17 protein-coding genes, 3 rRNA genes and 3 riboswitches are annotated in these 22,416 nt (G+C 46.4%); of the genes, 18 read left to right on the forward strand and 2 right to left on the reverse strand.

Annotated elements, in window-relative coordinates; genetic code table 11:
- The first annotated feature begins 16 nt into the window (after positions 1–16).
- The 10 genes from NSS87_RS03190 to NSS87_RS03235 all read left to right on the forward strand — a co-directional run bounded on the left by NSS87_RS03190 (position 17) and on the right by NSS87_RS03235 (position 11,568).
- Entirely contained in the window at positions 17–997 is a 981-nt protein-coding gene (locus NSS87_RS03190) for a glycosyltransferase family 2 protein (RefSeq protein ID WP_076285851.1), read from the forward strand.
- Positions 987–1,391 carry a GtrA family protein gene (locus NSS87_RS03195; protein WP_042184722.1) on the forward strand — a complete coding sequence of 135 codons (405 nt, stop codon included), beginning with the start codon at positions 987–989 and terminating at the stop codon, positions 1,389–1,391. The genes NSS87_RS03190 and NSS87_RS03195 overlap by 11 nt, the downstream gene beginning before the upstream one ends.
- Before the next feature lie 34 nt (positions 1,392–1,425).
- Positions 1,426–2,076, forward strand: coding sequence for a class D sortase (locus NSS87_RS03200; RefSeq protein ID WP_339244691.1), 651 nt, complete (start codon positions 1,426–1,428; stop codon positions 2,074–2,076).
- 124 nt (positions 2,077–2,200) lie between these two features.
- Positions 2,201–2,281: riboswitch (cyclic di-GMP riboswitch) on the forward strand.
- A 108-nt stretch (positions 2,282–2,389) separates the two neighbouring features.
- A riboswitch (cyclic di-GMP riboswitch) is annotated at positions 2,390–2,470 on the forward strand.
- Positions 2,471–2,483: 13 nt separating this feature from the next.
- A complete protein-coding gene (locus NSS87_RS03205) occupies positions 2,484–3,293 on the forward strand; it encodes a transglutaminase-like domain-containing protein (protein WP_339244695.1) in 810 nt (269 codons plus the stop codon).
- Positions 3,294–3,664: 371 nt separating this feature from the next.
- Positions 3,665–5,222, forward strand: a 16S ribosomal RNA gene (locus NSS87_RS03210).
- 242 nt (positions 5,223–5,464) lie between these two features.
- Positions 5,465–8,393: ribosomal RNA gene (locus NSS87_RS03215) — 23S ribosomal RNA — on the forward strand.
- 128 nt (positions 8,394–8,521) lie between these two features.
- Positions 8,522–8,638, forward strand: a 5S ribosomal RNA gene (gene rrf / locus NSS87_RS03220).
- The 16S, 23S and 5S rRNA genes sit together here, the layout of an rRNA operon.
- A gap of 238 nt (positions 8,639–8,876) precedes the next feature.
- A complete protein-coding gene (locus NSS87_RS03225; RefSeq protein WP_339244697.1) occupies positions 8,877–9,632 on the forward strand; it encodes an acyl-ACP thioesterase domain-containing protein in 756 nt (251 codons plus the stop codon).
- Between the two features lie 183 nt (positions 9,633–9,815).
- Positions 9,816–10,403 (forward strand): RNA polymerase sigma factor, encoded by a 588-nt coding sequence (locus NSS87_RS03230; RefSeq protein WP_042184728.1) that lies wholly within the window; start codon positions 9,816–9,818, stop codon positions 10,401–10,403.
- Positions 10,378–11,568 carry a DUF4179 domain-containing protein gene (locus tag NSS87_RS03235; protein WP_339244700.1) on the forward strand — a complete coding sequence of 397 codons (1,191 nt, stop codon included), beginning with the start codon at positions 10,378–10,380 and terminating at the stop codon, positions 11,566–11,568. Before NSS87_RS03230 ends, NSS87_RS03235 begins: the two co-directional genes overlap by 26 nt.
- Before the next feature lie 106 nt (positions 11,569–11,674).
- Here NSS87_RS03235 and NSS87_RS03240 read toward each other — a convergent pair whose 3' ends face one another.
- Positions 11,675–12,592 carry an AraC family transcriptional regulator gene (locus NSS87_RS03240; RefSeq protein WP_339244703.1) on the reverse strand — a complete coding sequence of 306 codons (918 nt, stop codon included), beginning with the start codon at positions 12,590–12,592 and terminating at the stop codon, positions 11,675–11,677.
- Between the two features lie 47 nt (positions 12,593–12,639).
- Positions 12,640–13,086 carry a tRNA (N6-threonylcarbamoyladenosine(37)-N6)-methyltransferase TrmO gene (gene tsaA / locus NSS87_RS03245; protein ID WP_042184734.1) on the reverse strand — a complete coding sequence of 149 codons (447 nt, stop codon included), beginning with the start codon at positions 13,084–13,086 and terminating at the stop codon, positions 12,640–12,642.
- A gap of 127 nt (positions 13,087–13,213) precedes the next feature.
- Between tsaA and NSS87_RS03250 the strand changes: the two genes are divergently transcribed.
- The 8 genes from NSS87_RS03250 to NSS87_RS03285 all read left to right on the forward strand — a co-directional run bounded on the left by NSS87_RS03250 (position 13,214) and on the right by NSS87_RS03285 (position 22,359).
- Complete coding sequence (locus NSS87_RS03250; protein WP_339244706.1) at positions 13,214–15,349, forward strand: DNA topoisomerase 3; 2,136 nt, start codon at positions 13,214–13,216, stop codon at positions 15,347–15,349.
- 137 nt (positions 15,350–15,486) lie between these two features.
- Positions 15,487–16,692, forward strand: coding sequence for an MFS transporter (locus tag NSS87_RS03255; RefSeq protein WP_339244708.1), 1,206 nt, complete (start codon positions 15,487–15,489; stop codon positions 16,690–16,692).
- Between the two features lie 111 nt (positions 16,693–16,803).
- Positions 16,804–17,067: a DUF1294 domain-containing protein gene (locus tag NSS87_RS03260; RefSeq protein WP_042193264.1), complete on the forward strand. Its 264-nt coding sequence runs from the start codon at positions 16,804–16,806 to the stop codon at positions 17,065–17,067.
- 40 nt (positions 17,068–17,107) lie between these two features.
- On the forward strand, positions 17,108–17,542 hold the full coding sequence (locus NSS87_RS03265) for a universal stress protein (protein WP_042184737.1): 435 nt from the start codon (positions 17,108–17,110) through the stop codon (positions 17,540–17,542).
- Positions 17,543–17,819: 277 nt separating this feature from the next.
- Positions 17,820–17,921, forward strand: a riboswitch (purine riboswitch).
- A gap of 210 nt (positions 17,922–18,131) precedes the next feature.
- Complete coding sequence (gene purE / locus NSS87_RS03270; RefSeq protein ID WP_042184739.1) at positions 18,132–18,617, forward strand: 5-(carboxyamino)imidazole ribonucleotide mutase; 486 nt, start codon at positions 18,132–18,134, stop codon at positions 18,615–18,617.
- A 53-nt stretch (positions 18,618–18,670) separates the two neighbouring features.
- Positions 18,671–19,849, forward strand: coding sequence for a 5-(carboxyamino)imidazole ribonucleotide synthase (gene purK / locus NSS87_RS03275; protein ID WP_339248410.1), 1,179 nt, complete (start codon positions 18,671–18,673; stop codon positions 19,847–19,849).
- Positions 19,850–19,854: 5 nt separating this feature from the next.
- Positions 19,855–21,150: an adenylosuccinate lyase gene (gene purB / locus NSS87_RS03280; RefSeq protein ID WP_339244712.1), complete on the forward strand. Its 1,296-nt coding sequence runs from the start codon at positions 19,855–19,857 to the stop codon at positions 21,148–21,150.
- A gap of 318 nt (positions 21,151–21,468) precedes the next feature.
- On the forward strand, positions 21,469–22,359 hold the full coding sequence (locus NSS87_RS03285; RefSeq protein ID WP_339244713.1) for a phosphoribosylaminoimidazolesuccinocarboxamide synthase: 891 nt from the start codon (positions 21,469–21,471) through the stop codon (positions 22,357–22,359).
- The last annotated feature ends 57 nt before the right edge of the window (positions 22,360–22,416 follow it).

Below are 22,416 nucleotides of genomic sequence, written 5' to 3' on the forward strand. Positions count from 1 at the left end.
TTTAGGAGGAATAAAGGTGAAAGCCAGATATAGTGTAATTGTACCCATGTTCAATGAGGAGCAAGTAATTAGCGTTACTTATGAACGTTTGAAAAAAGTAATGGACGAATGCGGCGATACTTATGAGCTAGTCTTCGTAAATGACGGAAGTCGTGATCGTTCGGCCCAGATGATTCGGGAGATCAGTGATCGGGATGAATGCGTCAAGCTAATTGACTTCTCGCGTAATTTCGGACATCAGGTAGCAATTACAGCTGGCATGGACTATGCCGAAGGTCAAGCGGTTGTTGTTATTGATGCTGACCTTCAAGATCCACCGGAGGTCATTTTGCAAATGATCGAGAAGTGGAAAGAGGGTTATGACGTTGTGTATGCGAAGCGGCTGAAGCGCCGTGGAGAAACGATGTTCAAAAAGGTAACGGCTAAGATCTTTTATCGATTACTCAGCAGCATGACAAGTGTAGACATTCCTACGGACACAGGTGATTTCCGTCTTATTGATCGTAAGGTATGTGATGTCTTGCGAGGTCTCAAGGAAAAAAACCGGTATGTCAGAGGTTTAGTGAGCTGGGTCGGCTTCAAGCAGACGATGGTGGAATATGAGCGGGAAGAACGATTTGCAGGAGAAACTAAGTATCCTCTTAAGAAAATGATTCGTTTTGCGCTGGATGGGATCACTTCCTTTTCGCATAAGCCACTTAAGATTGCTACGTATGTCGGATTCTTTCTTTCCTTCTCGAGCTTTCTCTATTTATTCTTCGTATTGTTTCAAAGAATTTTTTTCACCTCATGGACGGTTCCAGGTTGGGCTTCCATTGTAGGGGTCAATTTGCTCTTTAACGGTATCGTTCTGATGCTGCTAGGTGTAATCGGTGAGTATATTGGACGGATTTATGACGAGTCTAAGGATAGACCGTTGTATATTGTCAGTGAGACCATAGGATATCGTAACGAAGAAGAAGTGGATCGCCGGAAGGATTACAAAGATGTCAGATAAGAACTTTCGGACTGCTTTCATACAGTTTCTCAAATTTAATGCTGTAGGTCTGGTAAATACCCTCATTGATTTCGTAATCTTCACATTACTGAACTCACTTGGGATGGTATATGCGTTGGCACAGGTGATTTCTTATAGTGCAGGGACAGCGAACAGCTTTATTTTGAATAAAAAAGTAACCTTCAAGGATCGTGATCGTGGTAATAAAGAGGGTTTTGATAAGACGCAGTTGCTGAAGTTTATCGTACTGAATCTGGTAGTACTCGGAATATCGCTGTTGCTAATGCATCTGTTGACTGACAAACTAGGCATTCAAGTGTTGATCTCTAAGGTATTAGTAACGTTTGTGACGGTGATCATTAACTTCTTCGGAAGTCGTAAATGGGTATTCTAAAGTTCAGTAGAACCAATCTACGGAGGTGAAAATCATGCGTAAATTCTCGTATGTGCTCATACTGGCGGGGATCCTTATCATGCTCTATCCAAAAGCTAACGAATGGTATAACGACTGGCAGCAGGATAAGCTATTAGAATCAGCTGAACTGAGCACCAGTGAAAGTACTCCACCACCTGATCTAAAGAGCAGATATGCCGAGGTCACTCAGCTACTAGCTGAGGAATCAGCTTTAGATGCACAAGCACAGCCGCAAGAAACAGAAAAGCCGGAACCGGAAATTGAAGTGGGTGGCAAAGTTATCGCATTAATTGAGATCGATAAGATCGATCTGAAGCTGCCAGTATTAGAAGGGGCTACTAAAGCGAATATGAAGCATGCGGCGGCCCATATGAAAGAAACAACTCCAATAGGAGAAATAGGGAACGCCGCAATAGCTGCACATAGAGCTAGAACTACGGGCAGATTGTTTAACAGATTGAATGAGGTTGTGATTGGGGATACGATTTCGGTAAAGACTAGCGATCAGACCTATAATTACGAGGTTTATGATATTTCTGTTGTACTTCCTAGTGATGTGTCTGTTCTAGACGGGAATAACAAAGATAAAATTCTTACTCTAATTACGTGTGACCCACTAGTAGATCCTACACATCGTTTGATTGTTCATGCCAAGCTTTCCTAATCGTTGACGAGAAATAACAAGAGAATTCAAATACAGAGAAATAACTATAAAATAATAGTAAATCTAGCAATTTTGTTCTTGTTTACGAGGATAAATATGGTAGTATAAGACTATAAAAGCTAAACACGATAAACGGCAAACCTATCGAAAGGTAGGGACGCAAAGCTAAAGGGCCTTCCCGTAAGGATGGCAGCCAGTTACCGAATGAAGAGGCTTTTTTTGTTTTTATAAAATATATAAGAATCTTAGATTCATATTTCTACTTGGACTGATTCTCTTAATTTGTCTAGTGAAATTAGAACAGATAGAGCTTATACGATAACGGCAAACCTATCGAAAGGTAGGGACGCAAAGCTAAAGGGCCTTCCCGAAAGGATGGCAGCCAGCTACCGAAAGGGGTTTTATCCGTGAAAAAGGTTTATTTTATGATGGTGGCGCTGTTCGTACTGATTACTGCGGTTCCGGTAAGCACAGCTCAAGCCGCAAGTGTAGATGCAAGCTGGTTGATTACATCGAAAGTGGCTCAAGGTGTTATTGGAATTAACTATGATATTCCGAAAGATAAAAGAATCAAACTCATGATCACTAAAGACAACAGCAGCTATACATATAACTTATATGCTTCTGGACAAGCTGAGGACTTCCCTTTACAACAAGGTAATGGTACTTATAAGGTTTCTGTTCTTGAGAACACAACCGGCAATAAATACAAAGCGTTATATTCCGAAGTAGTAGACGTAACCATGAGTGACTCGAATTCCGTATATTTGGGCTCCGTACAGAATGTGAAATGGAGTTCTTCTGATAAAGCGATCCTTAAGGCAAAAGAGCTTACAAAAGGCAAAACAACAGATGAAGAGAAAGTTAAGGCAATCTATAACTATATAGTTGCTAATGTACAATACGATTATTCTCTTGCTAATAATGTAACAACAGATTACATTCCGAACATTAACAACACTTTGAATACTAAAAAAGGAATCTGCTATGACTATGCTTCTCTTTTTGCCGCAATGCTGCGTAGTGTAGATGTGCCTGCTAAATTGGTGATGGGGAATACTAGCTACGTTACGCAATACCATGCATGGAATGAAGTGTTGATGGATGGGAAATGGGTTACTATTGATACAACGGTAGATGCATCGTCAGCGAAGAGTAAGAAGAATACGGATTTTATTAAGGCTTCAAGTAAGTATACTGCAGCAAAATACTATTAATTTGCATCGCTAGATTCATAACTCTATTAAATAAACAACCAGCTTAATTATTAAGCTAGTTGTTTATTTTTCTATTAGGGGTTGCTTTTCTATGAATAGATAGGTTATTATAGTTAAGCGTTGTTAGACAGCGTACAGGCAATGTTTGAGAGAGTTATATAAATGGCTTTCGAAAAATAAAGCTTGCATTACTGAGAACAACATGATATATTATAAGAGTTGCTGCTGAGACATTGAACGGCGCCAACGAGAACTTGATCTTTGAAAACTGAACAACGAGTGAGTAGGAAATCACGAAAGTGATATCCAAAATTAGAGAATTAATTTTCTCGTCAGATGTTTCAAAATGAGCATATCGCTCTTTTCAATACTAATTGGAGAGTTTGATCCTGGCTCAGGACGAACGCTGGCGGCGTGCCTAATACATGCAAGTCGAGCGGAGTTATTTTGAAAGCTTGCTTTCAAAATAACTTAGCGGCGGACGGGTGAGTAACACGTAGGCAACCTGCCCCTTAGACTGGGATAACTACCGGAAACGGTAGCTAATACCGGATAATTTCTTTTTTCTCCTGAAGAAAGAATGAAAGACGGAGCAATCTGTCACTGAGGGATGGGCCTGCGGCGCATTAGCTAGTTGGTGGGGTAACGGCCCACCAAGGCGACGATGCGTAGCCGACCTGAGAGGGTGAACGGCCACACTGGGACTGAGACACGGCCCAGACTCCTACGGGAGGCAGCAGTAGGGAATCTTCCGCAATGGACGAAAGTCTGACGGAGCAACGCCGCGTGAGTGATGAAGGTTTTCGGATCGTAAAGCTCTGTTGCCAGGGAAGAACGTCCGGTAGAGTAACTGCTATCGGAGTGACGGTACCTGAGAAGAAAGCCCCGGCTAACTACGTGCCAGCAGCCGCGGTAATACGTAGGGGGCAAGCGTTGTCCGGAATTATTGGGCGTAAAGCGCGCGCAGGCGGTCATTTAAGTCTGGTGTTTAAACCTTGGGCTCAACCTGAGGTCGCACTGGAAACTGGGTGACTTGAGTACAGAAGAGGAAAGTGGAATTCCACGTGTAGCGGTGAAATGCGTAGATATGTGGAGGAACACCAGTGGCGAAGGCGACTTTCTGGGCTGTAACTGACGCTGAGGCGCGAAAGCGTGGGGAGCAAACAGGATTAGATACCCTGGTAGTCCACGCCGTAAACGATGAGTGCTAGGTGTTAGGGGTTTCGATACCCTTGGTGCCGAAGTTAACACAGTAAGCACTCCGCCTGGGGAGTACGGTCGCAAGACTGAAACTCAAAGGAATTGACGGGGACCCGCACAAGCAGTGGAGTATGTGGTTTAATTCGAAGCAACGCGAAGAACCTTACCAGGTCTTGACATCCCTCTGAATCCACTAGAGATAGTGGCGGCCTTCGGGACAGAGGAGACAGGTGGTGCATGGTTGTCGTCAGCTCGTGTCGTGAGATGTTGGGTTAAGTCCCGCAACGAGCGCAACCCTTAACTTTAGTTGCCAGCAAGTAATGTTGGGCACTCTAGAGTGACTGCCGGTGACAAACCGGAGGAAGGTGGGGATGACGTCAAATCATCATGCCCCTTATGACCTGGGCTACACACGTACTACAATGGCCGGTACAACGGGAAGCGAAACCGCGAGGTGAAGCCAATCCCATCAAAGCCGGTCTCAGTTCGGATTGCAGGCTGCAACTCGCCTGCATGAAGTCGGAATTGCTAGTAATCGCGGATCAGCATGCCGCGGTGAATACGTTCCCGGGTCTTGTACACACCGCCCGTCACACCACGAGAGTTTACAACACCCGAAGTCGGTGGGGTAACCCGCAAGGGAGCCAGCCGCCGAAGGTGGGGTAGATGATTGGGGTGAAGTCGTAACAAGGTAGCCGTATCGGAAGGTGCGGCTGGATCACCTCCTTTCTATGGAGAATCGTCTTCTGCAATGAAGACATTCAAATCGGAAGTTAAACTTCCACAACTCACTCGTTGCTCAGTTTTGAGAGTTTAAGCTCTCAGTAAGACTTGATCCTTGAAAACTGGATACCGAAACGAATTTGCGTTTTAGAACATCTTTTAGCAACTTGTGCAAACAAGTAAATGTTATTAGTGAGATGATTCCAAAAGAAAAGTCATCGTATGATATTTTCATGAGGAAAAATCAAGGTTAAGCTAATAAGAGCACACGGAGGATGCCTAGGCGCCAGGAGCCGACGAAGGACGTGGCGAACAACGAAACTGCCTCGGGGAGCTGTAAGCAAGCTTTGATCCGGGGGTGTCCGAATGGGGAAACCCAGCTGTGGTAATTCGCAGTTACTCATCTCTGAACACATAGGAGATGTAGAGGCAGACCAGGGGAACTGAAACATCTAAGTACCCTGAGGAAGAGAAAACAATAGTGATTCCGTCAGTAGCGGCGAGCGAACGCGGAACAGCCTAAACCTAAGAGCTTGCTCTTAGGGGTTGTGGGACGTCTCACATGGAGTTACAAAGGAATATGGTAGGTGAAGAGGTCTGGAAAGGCCCGCGATAGAGGTAAAAGCCCTGTAACCTAAACTGTGTTCTCTCCGAGACGGATCCCGAGTAGTGCGGGGCACGTGAAACCCCGTATGAATCCAGCAGGACCATCTGCTAAGGCTAAATACTACCTGGCGACCGATAGTGAAACAGTACCGTGAGGGAAAGGTGAAAAGCACCCCGGAAGGGGAGTGAAATAGAACCTGAAACCGTGTGCTTACAAAAAGTCAGAGCCCTATCTATGGGTGATGGCGTGCCTTTTGTAGAATGAACCGGCGAGTTACGTTTAACATGCAAGGTTAAGTCGAGAAGACGGAGCCGCAGCGAAAGCGAGTCTGAATAGGGCGATTTAGTATGTGGACGTAGACCCGAAACCGTGTGATCTACCCCTGTCCAGGGTGAAGGTGCGGTAACACGCACTGGAGGCCCGAACCCACGCATGTTGAAAAATGCGGGGATGAGGTGGGGGTAGCGGAGAAATTCCAATCGAACTCGGAGATAGCTGGTTCTCCCCGAAATAGCTTTAGGGCTAGCCTCGGTATAAGAGTAGTGGAGGTAGAGCACTGATTGGGTGCGGGGTCCGCAAGGATTACCAAGCTCAGTCAAACTCCGAATGCCATATACTTATTGCCGGGAGTCAGACAGTGAGTGCTAAGATCCATTGTCAAAAGGGAAACAGCCCAGACCATCAGCTAAGGTCCCCAAGTGTGTGTTAAGTGGGAAAGGATGTGGAGTTGCACAGACAACCAGGATGTTGGCTTAGAAGCAGCCACCATTGAAAGAGTGCGTAATAGCTCACTGGTCGAGTGACTCTGCGCCGAAAATGTAACGGGGCTAAACACACCACCGAAGCTATGGCTAGATACGTATGTATCTGGGGTAGGGGAGCGTTGTATGTGGGTTGAAGGTGTACCGTAAGGAGCGCTGGACAGCATACAAGTGAGAATGCCGGTATGAGTAACGAAAAGATCAGTGAGAATCTGATCCGCCGAAAGCCCAAGGTTTCCTGAGGAAGGCTCGTCCGCTCAGGGTAAGTCGGGACCTAAGGCGAGGCCGAAAGGCGTAGTCGAAGGACAACAGTTTGAAATTACTGTACCACCGTAATCCGCTATGAGCGATGGGGTGACGCAGGAGGGTAGTGACGCGGACTGATGGATATGTCCGTCTAAGCAGTGAGGCTGATGTGTAGGCAAATCCGCACATCGTTAAGGCTGGGCTGTGATGGGGAGCGAAAATTATAGTAGCGAAGGTCATGATCTCACACTGCCAAGAAAAGCCTCTAGCCAGGAGAAGGTGCCCGTACCGCAAACCGACACAGGTAGGCGAGAAGAGAATTCTAAGGCGCGCGGAAGAACTCTCGTTAAGGAACTCGGCAAAATGACCCCGTAACTTCGGGAGAAGGGGTGCCCCGGTAGTGTGAATAGCACGAGGGGGCCGCAGTGAAAAGGCCCAAGCGACTGTTTAGCAAAAACACAGGTCTGTGCGAAGCCGCAAGGCGAAGTATACGGGCTGACGCCTGCCCGGTGCTGGAAGGTTAAGGGGAGTGGTTAGGGGTAACCCGAAGCTATGAACCGAAGCCCCAGTAAACGGCGGCCGTAACTATAACGGTCCTAAGGTAGCGAAATTCCTTGTCAGGTAAATTCTGACCCGCACGAATGGCGTAACGACTTGGGCGCTGTCTCAACGAGAGATCCGGTGAAATTTTAATACCTGTGAAGATGCAGGTTACCCGCGACAAGACGGAAAGACCCCATGGAGCTTTACTGCAGCTTGATATTGAATTTGGGTACGATCTGTACAGGATAGGTGGGAGCCGTAGAAATCGGAGCGCAAGCTTCGGTGGAGGCGCCGTTGGGATACCACCCTGATCGTATCTAGGTTCTAACCTAGTACCCTAATCGGGTACGGGGACCGTGTCAGGCGGGCAGTTTGACTGGGGCGGTCGCCTCCTAAAGAGTAACGGAGGCGTTCCAAGGTTCCCTCAGAATGGTTGGAAATCATTCGAAGAGTGCAAAGGCATAAGGGAGCTTGACTGCGAGACCTACAAGTCGAGCAGGGACGAAAGTCGGACTTAGTGATCCGGTGGTACCGCATGGAAGGGCCATCGCTCAACGGATAAAAGCTACCCTGGGGATAACAGGCTTATCTCCCCCAAGAGTCCACATCGACGGGGAGGTTTGGCACCTCGATGTCGGCTCATCGCATCCTGGGGCTGAAGTAGGTCCCAAGGGTTGGGCTGTTCGCCCATTAAAGCGGTACGCGAGCTGGGTTCAGAACGTCGTGAGACAGTTCGGTCCCTATCTGTCGTGGGCGCAGGAAATTTGAGAGGAGCTGTCCTTAGTACGAGAGGACCGGGATGGACGTACCGCTGGTGCACCAGTTGTTTCGCCAGAAGCATGGCTGGGTAGCTACGTACGGACGGGATAAGCGCTGAAAGCATCTAAGCGTGAAGCCCCCCTCAAGATGAGATTTCCCAATTAGTAAGACCCCTTGAAGACGACGAGGTAGATAGGTTGGAGGTGGAAGTGCAGTAATGCATGGAGCTGACCAATACTAATCGGTCGAGGGCTTATCCTATACTTAAAACGCAAATTCAATTCGGATTCAGTTTTCAGGCATCAAGCCTGTAACACGCTTAGAAATTCATTCTCACTTCTGGTGATGAACCGAATTTCACGCGGCAGCGTCTGTTTCACAGACGCATGTTTGGTGGCGATAGCGGAGGGGTTCCACGCGTACCCATCCCGAACACGACCGTTAAGCCCTCCAGCGCCGATGGTACTTGGACCGAAGGGTCCTGGGAGAGTAGGACGTTGCCAAGCACACGAAGCCATTGTTGATTTATCAACAATGGCTTTTTTGTTCCCTTTATCGCTTAATTTAAATAATGTGGATAAGTCATGGGGAAATAACGAAAAAATAAAAGTTACTAACATGTGGATGAAATAATAAAATATATTCAAAAATGAAAGTAGTCCCCAATTTATGTGGATAGAGCAGTGGTATATGTGGATACTTCAAGTAAATGCAAGGATATTTTGCATGGCAGGAGGATAAACAATGGACAACAGTAGTAATCTTGTGTGGATAGAAGATTTTTCTGTACATGCGAGCGACACGGATTATCGTTCACAGGGTAAGTTATCCTTTATTCTGGATATCATGCAATGTGCGGCAGACTTCGCAGTGGGTAATTTGGGGATAAGTGTGGAAGAAATTCTGAGTGCAGGAATGGGCTGGATGATGATTACGTTAGATCTTGATTTTAAGCGTATTCCTCGCCCAAATGATGTGCTTAGTGTACATACCTGGAGTAAAGGTACTAAAGGGGCTTTATGGCAACGGGATTATCGTATTTTCGATGCAGATCAAATAGAGATTGCCACAGCGCGTTCTATATGGGCTTTAGTAGATATTGAGAAGAGAAAGATACTCAGACCGAACGCTCTTCCAGTTCAGGTTAAGCACTATAATGGCGATTCAGTAGGGGATATGCCTGTTAAGGTAACGATCCCTAGTGATATTACTATGGAAGAAGCTTATCGGTATCAGGTAAGATATAGTGGGCTGGATAGCAACGGACATCTGAATAATGCCCGATACGGAGATTTATGTTGTGATGCACTCAGTTTAGCGGAATGGGATAATGCAGAGTTCACACGCTTCCGGATTACTTATCTACAAGAAGCTAAGTTTGGGGATGAACTGACTATTTTACGCTCAGCTGTAACGGATGATGGTATATATGTCCGTGGCCAGAATAGTGATATTGTATTTTTTGAAGCATGTATTGAGTTGAAAAATATAAATAAGTAAAAAGTTTATAAATATGGAATATTATTATAAAAGCGATTTCTCCGAGCATCAATCGGGGGAGTCGCTTTTTTTGTTGAAAAACAGATGGTGTTTATAACATATTTGGAAAAATTTTTGAGCCTGTCACAATTAAAGGGATCACAATCGTTATATAGTTGTAGTCAATAACAAGGAGGTGATTCTTTGGAACGTCGCAGCCCCGGGGTCCAAGTGAATCAAACAATAATTGAAGAGGCTATTGATCAAGTTCTTGCGGGTAACCGCGAAGCCTATAGAACTATAATACAAGCCTATGAAAGAAAGATTTATACGTATTGCTATTATATTTTGAGAAGTCATGAAGAAGCAGAGGATGCTGTGCAAGATATATTTGTAAAAGTGTATCAGGAACTCAGACGTTATGAGAAACGAGTCTCTTTTAATTCATGGCTGTATAAAGTGGCCTATCATCATTGTTTGGATCAGGTTCGCAAACGCAAACGAAGAAACCGTCTGTTGTCGCTATATAAAGAGCAGCAGCCGAAAGCCTATTATAATCCTAACGATGAGGAGCCATTGCAGAAGTTATTTATGGATGATCTGACAGCTGAAGAGAGCAATCTTCTGATTCTTAAGGTAGTAGAGCAGTACAGTTTTGAAGAAATGGGTCAGATTATGGATTGTAATTCAGCTACTTTACGCAAGAAATTTGAACGTCTACGCAAAAAGTTAGTCCGGCAAAGAATGAATGAAGGAGGAAGCCCTCATGGAGAAATGGCAAGATCCAACTGAAAGTCAGAAGATGGAGCACATTCGTCAAACATTCCATAATCATGAAATGCCGGTAGACAGTTTCAGTGATTCAATTATGAAGCGAATAGGAGACGAGGGAATGGAAAAGCGAGCGTCAAGAAAAAGTGGGAATAAGTTTCTGAAAAAATCATTGGTGGCTGCCGCGGCAGCAGCAGCGTTGGGTGCGGGAATAATCGGTAGCGGATTTATATCCCCAGTCATGGCTGAAACGTTAAAGCAGATTCCTGTTGTAGGAAGTATTTTTAAGGGGATTGACGATAAAGGTCTAAATGCTGCTGAAGAAAAAGGATTATCTACTGCGCCTAACCAAAGCGTTACCCATGATGGAGTGACCTTGAAGGTTACCGATGCCTATTATGACGGCTCGCGGTTGGCTTTTGCGATTGAACGGGAAGGCATTGATAAGGATAAGATGATGGCAGAAATGATTATTGAACCGATTGAATTCGATCCAGCGGTAAAAGAACAGCAGTATGCGAAAGTGACAATGAACCAGTCCGAAAAAGGGTTGTTGGGTTCAGCAGAAGTGAAATTGCCGAATGGAAAGAATTTGGAGAGCCAAATGTCGTCTTTTGGCGATGTTGAGGGTAAAAAGAATGCTATTTTATACGATTATAGAAATCTAAATAATGTAGAGGCTTTGGGGAATGAATTTGAATTAAGCATCACTGTGCCGGTTACACAAATCGCAGAGCCTTTTGAAATCAAGGTGCCGGTGAAAAAAGTAACGGAAGGAATTATCAAGCTTGATCTGAACCAAACAAAAGAGGCAGAAGAATTCAGTTATACGATTACCAAGCTGGAATTAACTCCAGCCACAAGCAGATTACAGCTCAGCGAAGAAGGTAAAGCGCCAACTGTGAAAGAAAAGGATGGATACACAACCTCTGAAATGTTCTATGAAATTGTTGATGAACTAGGCAATGCATTTTCTTCGAGTGGGTCATTCAACTTGCCGGCTATAGTCTATCCTATGGTAGACAAAGATTTCAGTCCGTTCCCACAAACACCAAAAACAATTACAGTTAAGCCGTTTACTTACTCCATTGATGAGAGCCATAAAGCATTAAGAGATGAAGAAGGAAAACAAGTTAAACATTATTATCCGGAGCTTGAACAAACGATTCAGGTGGAGCAAGAGTAACTATTAATCCCATAAGCAAAAAAAGCCCGTGTCTGCATAGCAGATACGGGCTTTTTGTTAAAAGATAAGAATTTATAAGCTAAACAACTATAATATCTTTATATTTCTAAGAGAAACGGTTGTCATTTATAAAAGACGACAACGTAGTCTCTTCTTGTAAAAATTCTAACGGAATGTAGATTTCACTCACCGAGTTTTCGTTATCTGGTCCAAGGTACAATTCACCATAAAATTCCAACTCGAATGGAATGGACATCCTGTATTCAGTTTTCGGCAGCCAGATTCCGTAGATATATTTATATGTAGAAGGGATATCACAAGAGCGGCCTTTATGGATGAATTTAAGATAACGTATAGGTGGTAAGATCTGAAGGGGGAAGGTCTGATTGTGGTCTGCATTTATAGGATTAAGTTCGCAGGCACACATGATCGAAAAACCGTTACTCTCATAGTCGTCTGGCCAGAAGCCAAGCTGATAATATTTTTCAGGTTGTATCCTATCAGATATAGTATCTACCTTACTGAAAAGCAAAGGCCAAGTATCAGAAATGACGGAGAAATCATGGTCTATTTTAACTACGGGTCCTTGAAGTATAATTTTCCCGAAATCAACGAGGTGGGGGGAAAGATCGCTATAAGAAGGGACTTGAAGTAGATCCTGTTCATATAGTCTAGGCAACAAAGGGAGTTTCGTTTTATTAATTCTTTTTCGAACAAGAGAGGGAGTCGTGTGCAGCATTCTTTTGAAGGCACGAGTAAAGGTCTCATAGTTACTAAAGTCATAGTCTAATGAGATGTCCTGGAGTGAGCGTTCTGGCATTCGGTGAATGTCCAAGGCTGCTTCAGTGATTTTGCGTCTGGCTATATAGTCGCCGGGTGCTATCCCAGTGACTGCTTGAAATAGGCGGGTGAAATGATAAAGTGAGTATCCCATTTCTTTGGAAAGGACAGCTACAGGAAGAAGCGTGTTTAAGCGATCCTCAATGAGATCTAATGCTTGAATGATTAGTTGGCGATTGTTCAAGAGATGCCCTCCCATAACAGTTAGAAATGGTGTCCAACACGATGACTTCAATTATTTGTTGTCCAGTCTCCCCAATTAGCAGCCCAATCGGGAACGGTCACTTCCATTACGCGATCGGCACTAGGAAAATAAGCTTTGATGTCGAGAATTGGTGTACCAGGATAGGCATCAAGTCCAGCCACCTCTACGATGCCAGAAGCTTCATCGACAGACAGGGTTGCTGCTACACTAAGCCCAATTGGATTAGGTCGAATAGGGGAACGGGAAGCGAATACTCCAGTTAATGTTTCGTCATAAGGTGGTTGAATCTGTGTAGTCTGGCGGAATTGATCATCTGCAAACTCGTGCAGCCACCAAAGCACTTGGCAATGACTAAATTGAGATAAACCTTTAAGCGCCGGGCTAAATTCCGGTTTGATTTCCAGTCGTAAATTACGTGGCGTACCTGTAACCCAACCTATAGGTACTATATTATAGCTTTCTTGTTCATTCATTGACTATGACTCCTTTCGGGTATCAGATATTATTTAGTTTATAACGGAGTGACCCGGTAAGGCCTGACGATATTTGCTATCATTCATTTAATGCTATAATGAAATTTGATGTGGAAAGGGGAGCATTATGAAGACATTAGTATTGGCGGAGAAGCCGTCTGTTGCACGCGAGATCGCACGAGTCATGGGATGTAATAATAAACAGAAAAGCTATATTGAAGGTCCAAAATATGTGGTTACCTGGGCACTGGGTCATTTAGTCGGCCTGGCAGAGCCTGAAGATTATAATAAAAAGTTTGCAACTTGGGCTTTGGAGGATCTGCCTATTTTGCCGGAGAAGGCAAAGCTGAAGGTGCTGCGTGAGACCAACCAGCAATATAAAGCTGTTCAGCACCTAATGAAGCGTCAGGATATTGAGGAGCTTGTGGTAGCAACGGATGCTGCTCGTGAAGGAGAGCTGTTGGCACGTTGGATTATGAATATGGCGGGGTGGAAAAAGCCATTCCGGCGGCTGTGGATATCCTCGCAGACTGATAAGGCGATTAAAGAGGGATTCGCAAAGCTCCGCCCAGGTCGCGATTTTGATCGTCTGTATGAATCTGCACGTTGCCGCGCAGAGGCGGATTGGATGATTGGACTGAATGTCACGAGAGCTTTGACATGTAAGTTCGGTTCGCCGCTCTCCGCAGGGCGGGTACAAACGCCGACATTAGGGATGATCATGGATCGTGAACAGGAGATTACGGGTTTCCGTTCCGTTGATTTTGAGACGCTGACTGCTGATTTTGGAGATTTCCAAGCGGCATGGCGGGCCAGTAACGGCGATGGTCGGATATTTGAAAAGGATAAGACGGCAAGTCTAAAGGATAAGCTTACTGGACGCAGCGGCCGTATTATTAAGGTACAGAAGAGTGAGAAGAGTGAACCTCATCCACTCGCTTATGATCTGACTGAATTGCAGCGTGATGCGAACCGGAAGTTCGGCTTCTCCGCGAAGCAGACCTCTAGTGTGCTTCAGCGGTTATATGAGCAGCACAAGCTTGTCACTTACCCGCGTACGGACAGTCGTTACTTAACATCAGATATGACGGGCACACTCAAGGAAAGATTAGACAGTGTAGCTGTCGGCCCATATGCAGCTTTGGCACGTCCACTGCTTCGCAAACCGCTGCCGATTACGAAGCGGATCGTGGATGATAGCAAAGTAAGCGATCACCATGCTATTATTCCGACAGAGCAGACCGTATTGTTAAATGGTTTGAGTACTGAAGAACGTAAGCTGTATGATTTGATCGTGCGGCGTTTTATCAGCTTGTTCTACCCACCAGCTCGCTATGATACGGTAGCTGTCACCGTCAACGTGGAAGGCGAAAGCTTCCATGTCAAAGGGACGACGGTAAAAGATGCCGGTTGGCGTGAAGTGTACGGCGGAGATATGAGTAACGATGATGACGAGGAACCATCGGACGAGCCAGCAGCTGGGAGTGTGAAGCTACCTGAGCTGCGCGAAGGAGCAACTGTCACGATTGGCCGCTGCATGGTTCGTCCTGGACGAACACAGCCACCGAAGCGTTATAATGAAGCTTCGCTGTTGACGCAAATGGAGAAGCATGGCCTTGGAACCCCGGCAACCCGCGCGGATATTATCGAGAAGCTGGTTAGCTCCGACACCATTGAACGCCAAGGGAATCTGCTGCATCCGACTGGTAAAGGCAAGCAGCTTATTGAGTTGGTATCCACACAGCTCCGGACACCAGATCTAACCGCGCGCTGGGAAGCCGAGCTGGAGAAAATAGCGCGTGGTCAAGGCAAGCCGGAGCTCTTCTTGCAAGGCATCCGCAGTATGGCACAGGAGCTGGTAACTGGCGTCAAAACTAGTGGAGCAGAATATAAACCGCATAATGTCTCGAACAGTAACTGTCCGGAATGCGGTACAAGACTGCTGGAGAAAAAGAGCAAACGTGGCAAGCTGCTTGTATGCCCAGCAGATAACTGTGGTTATACCCGTGCCGGAGAGAAAAGACTATCGAATCGCCGCTGTCCACAGTGCCATAAGAAAATGGAGCTTAAAGAGGGTAAAGCAGGCTTGTTCGTACAATGTTTGGGCTGTGGAATCACAGAAACCTTGGATAAGGATCATAAGCATGTGAATAAACGCGAACAGCAAAAGCTGGTACAGCAATATAGTAAGCAAGAAAGCATTGGTTCTAACCTTGGGGAACTGCTGAAAGCAGCGCTTGAAGGGCAAAAGAAGGATAAGTAAAAAGGATCGCATGTATCGTAATAAAAAGGCTGCTGAGTGTACTCAGTAGCCCTTTTTTCTGTCCACGTAAGTTTTTGTGGTCTACAGATAGGCTTTGAATTAGAATGTTAAGCAAATACATAGAGCAGGTGATTAGGGTGGCAGCTGAACAACAAGTGGATCAACTAAAAGCAGCAGGTAGCCCAGAGGGGCAGGGAGGCAGTAAGTTTTTCTTTCTCGTTATTGTATTTATGTTTTGGTTCTCTTCTTATATTTATGTTCCGGTGCTTTCCCCTTATGTGGAGCATTTGGGAGCATCGTATTTTATGGTGGGCATAGTGCTTGGCGTATATGGGCTAATGCAGATTCTGTTTCGACTGCCGATTGGCATCGGTTCGGATTATTTGAATCGGCGGCGTCCGTTTATCTATCTGGGACTGATTGCGAGCGGAGCCAGCTGCTTTCTTTTTATGTGGGGAGCACAGCCTGGTTGGGCATTGGCAGCACGTGCAGTATCCGGTATAGCGGCTTCCGCATGGGTTGTGTACACTGTGATGTTCGCAGGGTATTTCCCAAAAGAGGAAGCTGGAAAAGCAATGGGCATGCTGCAATTCACTACGGTAATCGCCCAATTGACCAGTATGATGATCAGTGGCTATATGGTGGAGCATTGGGGCTGGAATACCCCGTTTCTGATTGGAGGAATTGTAGCGATTGCGGCGCTGCTGCTTGCGCTGCGGCTGCCTGAACAAAAACAGGAGAAACGGCAAAGTGCGATCCAGATCAAGGACTTGGCGGGTGTTATGAAGGAGCCACTTCTGGTAAGAGTTTCTCTGTTGTCAGTGTTGGCACACTGTGTGCTATTCATCACGATGTTCGGATATACGCCAAACCAAGCTCTGAATATCGGAGCAAGTAAAGAAAGCTTGGGCTGGCTGACGCTCGCTTTTATGATTCCGCATGCTGTCGCGACCCTCTATGGCTCACGGACATTTGGTAGGCTGCTAGGAGACCGGGGTACGCTTCTCTTAGGCTTCGCGGGAAGTGCATTGTTTACACTTCTTATTCCTTCAATGCCGACGCTAGCGACGCTCTGTCTGACTCAGGTAGGAAACGGATTTATGCAGGGACTTATTTTTCCATTGTTGCTAGGCAAGTCGGTGTCAGAAGTAGATCCATATAAGCGTGCAACAGCTATGGGCTTCTATCAGGCGGTTTATGCAATAGGTATGTCGGCTGGGCCATTCGTGGCAGGCTGGATGAGCGCTCTTTATGGCTTGACCGGAGGGTTCTGGCTGGGTGGAATTGCGGCGGCGCTGGCTGCGGTGTTGTCATGGATATGGATGAAGGATGCGAAGCAGTGAAAAGAAAGAGGGGGAAGCGAAGTTATCAGAGCGTGTAAGGATGATTGGTTTTTTGTGAAAAAGAGGAATATAATAGAGATAGATAGGAAGCAAGGAGGAGAGCCCGGGAGAATGGTCAAGGTTATAATGTTGTGGTTTGTGGTAATTAATATTATCGGATATGTAGTGATGTCCGAAGACAAGAACAAAGCCCGTAAACGGCGAGAACGTGTACCTGAGAAGACACTTTTTCTGCTGGCAGCTATGGGCGGGGCACTAGGCGTGCTGATTGCCATGTATCGTAAGCGCCACAAGACGCGACATATGTCCTTTAGGATCGGAATTCCGTTACTTCTGTTGCTGAATATCTTTTTGTACAGCTATTTTTTAAGGTGATAGTCTTAATGATTACAAACTAGAAAAAGAGGTGGCGTACATGTTATTCTCTAAAATTTTACTCGCCTATGATGGATCTAAGGCTTCTAATCAAGCATTGGAGCGCGCAATTGAACTCGCAAAAGTAACTCCGGGCTCTACGATGCATGTCGTTCACGCATTTGAATTCCCAAGATTTTTTATCGGAGAAGCTCTAGCACCACTACCGGCTTCAGTAAATAAAGAATATTATGATTTAGCAGTGCAGACTACTGAAGAGGTGAAGGGACGCCTTGAGGCTGAAGGCTTGAATGCTGAGGTTGAGCTATTACAAGGATCTCCCGCTGAAGTGATTTTGAAATATGCTAAAGAACATGCTATAGATGTAATTGTTATCGGCAGCCGCGGCCTTGGCGGAATACGTGAGTTTGTTCTGGGAAGTGTGAGCCACAATGTAGTACAAAGCGCCCGCATTCCAGTGCTGGTTGTAAAATAATATAAAGTTAAAAGGGACGCTTATGGCGTTCCTTTTTTCATTAATAAGAAACGAAATGACTAAATTCATATCCAGTAGAGGAATTATATGTATTTCCATGAAGCCTATTCTACAGTTAATATAACATCTGTTGTTAGAGCTAATAGTGTACGGAAAGAAGTCTTTATCATCAAAATAAGTGGTTATTGAGAAATTAAATACGCCTAAAAGCGAACGATTATTAATCGGAATTTACCAATGTTCGTGTTTGAGTTGACATCCTGTGTAGGGGATTGTTAAACTGATGTCATGAGCAACTCGTATAAAACCGGGGATATGGCCCGGAAGTTTCTACCCGGGAACCGTAAATTACCGGACTACGAGGAAATAGGATGATAGAATGCGGCAATGCGGTCCGGGTAACGGAATGATGCATTATGCCATTTTCCGCGCTTAATGCAGCCTAATGATAGGCACGCGGATTATTTTTTCCTAATTTCTTTACTAGTCCGATCCTCCCGCAGCAAAATGCGTCTGGTCATCGGGCTTTTTTTATTCGAATTTACAAGATAAAGATATCCATACTAGTGACTGGAAGGTAGGTCGAATCATGTCTGTGCAGGTAGCTGTTATCATGGGCAGTAAATCGGATTGGGATACGATGGAGCACGCTTGTGCGGTGCTTGAAGAGCTGGGATTATCTTATGAGAAGAAGGTAGTATCTGCGCACCGGACGCCGGACTTGATGTTCAGCTATGCGGAGGAAGCCGCGGGCCGGGGTATTCGCGTCATTATTGCAGGAGCGGGTGGTGCAGCGCATTTGCCGGGTATGGTGGCTGCAAAGACGATCCTGCCTGTGATTGGAGTGCCAGTGCAGTCGAAGGCGCTTAATGGGCTGGATTCGCTTCTCTCCATCGTGCAGATGCCAGGAGGCATTCCAGTGGCAACGGTAGCCATTGGTAAGGCAGGAGCCATTAATGCAGGCCTCCTGGCTGCACAGATTATCGGAGCATTCGATCCAGAAGTGCAGCAGCGCGCGCAGCTGCGGCGGGATGCGATCCGCGACGAAGTCCTTGAAAGCAGCGACAGCTTATGAGACCGGAGGAGCTGAAGCTGCAGGAGGCTGGCGGCGTTACTTCGCCAGCCGCCATGGATGCGTCCGGCACGGACACCGTCCGGACGCTACTGCCCGGCGCGACCGTCGGCGTGCTCGGCGGCGGGCAGCTCGGGCGCATGATGGCGCTGGCTGGCAGCGCCATGGGCTACCGCTTCGTGGCGCTGGACCCTGCGCCGGATGCGCCTAGCGGTCAAGTCACGCCGCAGATTACAGCGGCGTATAACGACCGGGACGCGGCGCGGGAGCTAGCCCGCCGCTCGGACGTCATCACGTACGAGTTCGAGAACGTTGACGCGGGCGTTGCCGCGCTGCTGACGGAGGAATCGTACGTGCCGCAGGGCAGCGCGCTGCTGTATACGACGCAGCATCGGCTGCGCGAAAAAGCCGCCATCGAGGCGGCAGGCGTACCCGTCGCCCCGTACCGGAAGGTGGATAGCCTTGCGGAGCTGAAAGTGGCGGCGGCTGAACTTGGACTACCCTGTGTGCTGAAGACAGCCACAGGCGGTTATGACGGCAAGGGACAAGCCGTGATCCGTCAGGTAGAAGAGCTGGAAGAAGCCTTCCGGCAAGTAGCACCCGGAGCCGTTGTGCCGGAGCTGGTGCTTGAGAAGTTTGTAGTTTTTAAGTGTGAAATATCCGTTGTTGCTGCACGCAGTGCTTCTGGTGAGGTTAAGAGCTTCCCACCCTCGGAAAATATTCATGTAAATAATATTTTACATCTGTCCATTGTGCCTGCAAGAGTGGCAGAGGACATTCAGCGGAGAGCATGCGAATTGGCAGAGACATTAATCGCTGGACTTGATGCGGTTGGACTGCTGGCAGTAGAAATGTTCGTCACAGAGGACGGACAATTGTACGTCAATGAGTTAGCACCAAGACCGCATAACTCCGGGCATTACACCATGGACGCTTGCGCGACCTCACAGTTCGAGCAGCATGTCCGGGCGATTTGTAATCTGCCGCTAGGCGATACAACGCTTTTGACACCTGTAGTTATGGTAAATGTACTAGGCCAGCATTTGGATGGCGCGATTAAAGCGACCTGTACACAGGACGAAAAAGATAATAAGCTGGGTGTTGTACCTAAGCTTCATATATATGGCAAGACTGAGAGTAAGACCGGCCGCAAGATGGGCCATATCAATCTGCTCTGCAAGGATACCGGAGACGGCTTGTCCTGGGTGGAGCAATCTAAACTTTGGAGGAACTAAAGAATATGATCGAACGTTACAGCAGACCTGAGATGCGAGCTATTTGGACGGAGGAAAATAAATTCAAGGCGTGGCTGGAAGTTGAAATTTGCGCTTGCGAAGCATGGGCTGAGCTGGGAGTAATCCCGCACGAAGATGCAGCTAAACTGCGTAAGGACGCTAAATTCGACATCGCACGCATTGATGAAATAGAACAAGAGACTCGCCACGACGTTATCGCATTTACACGTGCGGTTTCCGAGAGTCTTGGCGCAGAGCGCAAATGGGTTCACTACGGTCTTACTTCTACTGACGTGGTAGATACAGCGCTAGGTTACTTGCTGCGTCAAGCGAATGAAATTCTAGAGAAGGATATCATCAACTTTATTGCGATCCTTAAAGATAAAGCTATTGCTTACAAGGATACACCGATGATGGGCCGTACGCATGGTGTTCATGCCGAGCCAACTACCTTTGGTCTGAAAATGGCTCTATGGTACGAAGAAATGAAACGTAACCTGGAGCGTTTCCGCCATGCTGCGAACGGTGTACAGTTCGGAAAAATCTCCGGTGCCGTTGGTACGTACGCTAACATCGATCCTTTCGTAGAAGAATTCGTTTGCCGCAAGCTCGGCACAAGCCCAGCTCCAATTTCTACACAAACGTTACAGCGTGACCGTCATGCTGAATACATGGCTGCTCTTGCTTTGGTAGCGACATCGTTAGACAAATTCGCTACTGAAATCCGCGCTCTGCAAAAGAGTGAGATTCGTGAAGTGGAAGAAGCCTTTGCCAAAGGTCAAAAGGGTTCATCCGCTATGCCGCATAAACGTAATCCGATCGGCTGCGAGAACATTTCCGGTCTGTCCCGCGTCATTCGCGGACATATGGTTACAGCTTACGAGAACGTGCCACTCTGGCATGAACGCGATATTTCGCACTCCTCTGTGGAACGTATCATCCTTCCGGATGCGACAATGCTGCTCAACTACATGCTGAACCGTTTTGGAAACATTGTGAAGAACCTGACTGTATTCCCAGAGAATATGAAGCGTAACATGAACCGTACGTTCGGTGTTCCTTTCTCCGGTCGGATCTTGACCAAACTGATCGATAAAGGCCTTAGCCGTGAGCAAGCATACGATACCGTTCAACCGCGTGCTATGCAAGCTTGGGAAGAGCAAAAACAATTCCGTGATATCGTGGAAGCTACACCTGAGATCACTAACGTTCTTACCCCAGAAGAAATTGAAGATGCATTTAACCCTTCTTGGCACCTTAAGCATGTGGACACCATCTTCCGCAAGCTAGAGCTGCTCTAAAAAATAGGTGCGTTAATGGTTGGGTCGATAAGGAACGAATTCCTCGGAATGAGACCTTAGAGATCCTAAAAAGATAAGTTAGTGGTGAACTAAGGAACGCTGCAATAAATGCAAAGCTGGATGGGGGAGCACTGTAGAGGAAGTTTGGAACTGTAGAAGCGTAGCGTTCGCCTTTATCCTCGGATTTCTACCGCGAGAAGCGGTTCAAATCAAGAAATCTGAGGATAACAGCGATCGGAAGTCCGAACATTCCTCGGAAGTGCTTCCTCCTAGACCAGCCCAACTTAGGAAGATCATTAGTTCAAGGGAGGAAAGGTCATGACATCGTCGGCCGTATCCACAGCCGTGGAACTCATCAATGCGCCGCTGCTCTATAAAGGGAAGGTTCGTGAGCTATACGATTTAGGGGAGAATGTACTGATCGTCGTCACGGATCGGATATCTGCTTTTGACTATGTGCTGGACCCAGCGGTACCTGAAAAGGGCAATGTGCTTAACCGTCTGAGTGCGTTCTGGTTCGGAAAGACTAAAGAGCTAATGGAGAATCATGTCGTTCATATCGATGTGGATCTGCTCGGAGACATCGTTAAGGACAAGGAAGCTCTCAGAAACCGTGTTATGGTGGTACGCAAAGCGGAGCGCATCGATATCGAATGTGTTGTGCGTGGGTGCATCACCGGTGGGGGCTGGAGACAGTATCAAGAAACTGGCAAAGTGAATGGTATTGAGCTTCCTAAGAACTTGCGCAAAAATGCGCTGCTGGCACAGCCAATCTTTACCCCTGCGGCTAAAAACGATGTAGGTCATGATGAGGATATTCCTTTTGAAACAATGCAGGAGCTAATCGGTGCTGATCTGGCACTCGAGCTGCAGGAGAAGAGCTTGCAATTGTTCTCTTTTGCCAGAGAGTATTGTGCTGAGCGGGGAATCATTCTAGCAGATTGTAAATTTGAATTCGGCTTGCTGGATGGCAAGGTGATTCTGATTGATGAGATTTTTACGCCGGATGCTTCACGTTTCTGGGCCAAGGACAAATACGCTCTTGATATCGAAATTGATAGTATGGATAAAGAACCTGTTCGTACGTATCTATCTGCATCCTCCTGGGATAAAAATAGCAAACCTGAACCACTTCCACTAGAAGTAGTTGAAGAAACAACGCGCCGTTATCTGGACATTTATCATCGTCTTACTGGTAAATCTTTATAGCTCAACATTGTGTGTTTACTCATGGGAATAAATGAAGTGTATGTTTTTAAAGCTAGA

The organism is Paenibacillus sp. FSL F4-0243 (assembly GCF_037963295.1).
Taxonomy (GTDB): domain Bacteria; phylum Bacillota; class Bacilli; order Paenibacillales; family Paenibacillaceae; genus Paenibacillus_AQ.

Coding starts and splice junctions, on each gene's coding strand:
- NSS87_RS03250 (WP_339244706.1), top strand. CDS start 13,214: ATGAAGACATTAGTATTGGCGGAGAAGCCGTCTGTTGCACGCGAGATC.
- NSS87_RS03265 (WP_042184737.1), top strand. CDS start 17,108: ATGTTATTCTCTAAAATTTTACTCGCCTATGATGGATCTAAGGCTTCT.
- NSS87_RS03285 (WP_339244713.1), top strand. CDS start 21,469: ATGACATCGTCGGCCGTATCCACAGCCGTGGAACTCATCAATGCGCCG.
- NSS87_RS03200 (WP_339244691.1), top strand. CDS start 1,426: ATGCGTAAATTCTCGTATGTGCTCATACTGGCGGGGATCCTTATCATG.
- NSS87_RS03195 (WP_042184722.1), top strand. CDS start 987: ATGTCAGATAAGAACTTTCGGACTGCTTTCATACAGTTTCTCAAATTT.
- tsaA (WP_042184734.1), bottom strand. CDS start 13,086: ATGAATGAACAAGAAAGCTATAATATAGTACCTATAGGTTGGGTTACA.
- NSS87_RS03260 (WP_042193264.1), top strand. CDS start 16,804: ATGGTCAAGGTTATAATGTTGTGGTTTGTGGTAATTAATATTATCGGA.
- purE (WP_042184739.1), top strand. CDS start 18,132: ATGTCTGTGCAGGTAGCTGTTATCATGGGCAGTAAATCGGATTGGGAT.
- purB (WP_339244712.1), top strand. CDS start 19,855: ATGATCGAACGTTACAGCAGACCTGAGATGCGAGCTATTTGGACGGAG.
- purK (WP_339248410.1), top strand. CDS start 18,671: ATGGATGCGTCCGGCACGGACACCGTCCGGACGCTACTGCCCGGCGCG.
- NSS87_RS03235 (WP_339244700.1), top strand. CDS start 10,378: ATGGAGAAATGGCAAGATCCAACTGAAAGTCAGAAGATGGAGCACATT.
- NSS87_RS03225 (WP_339244697.1), top strand. CDS start 8,877: ATGGACAACAGTAGTAATCTTGTGTGGATAGAAGATTTTTCTGTACAT.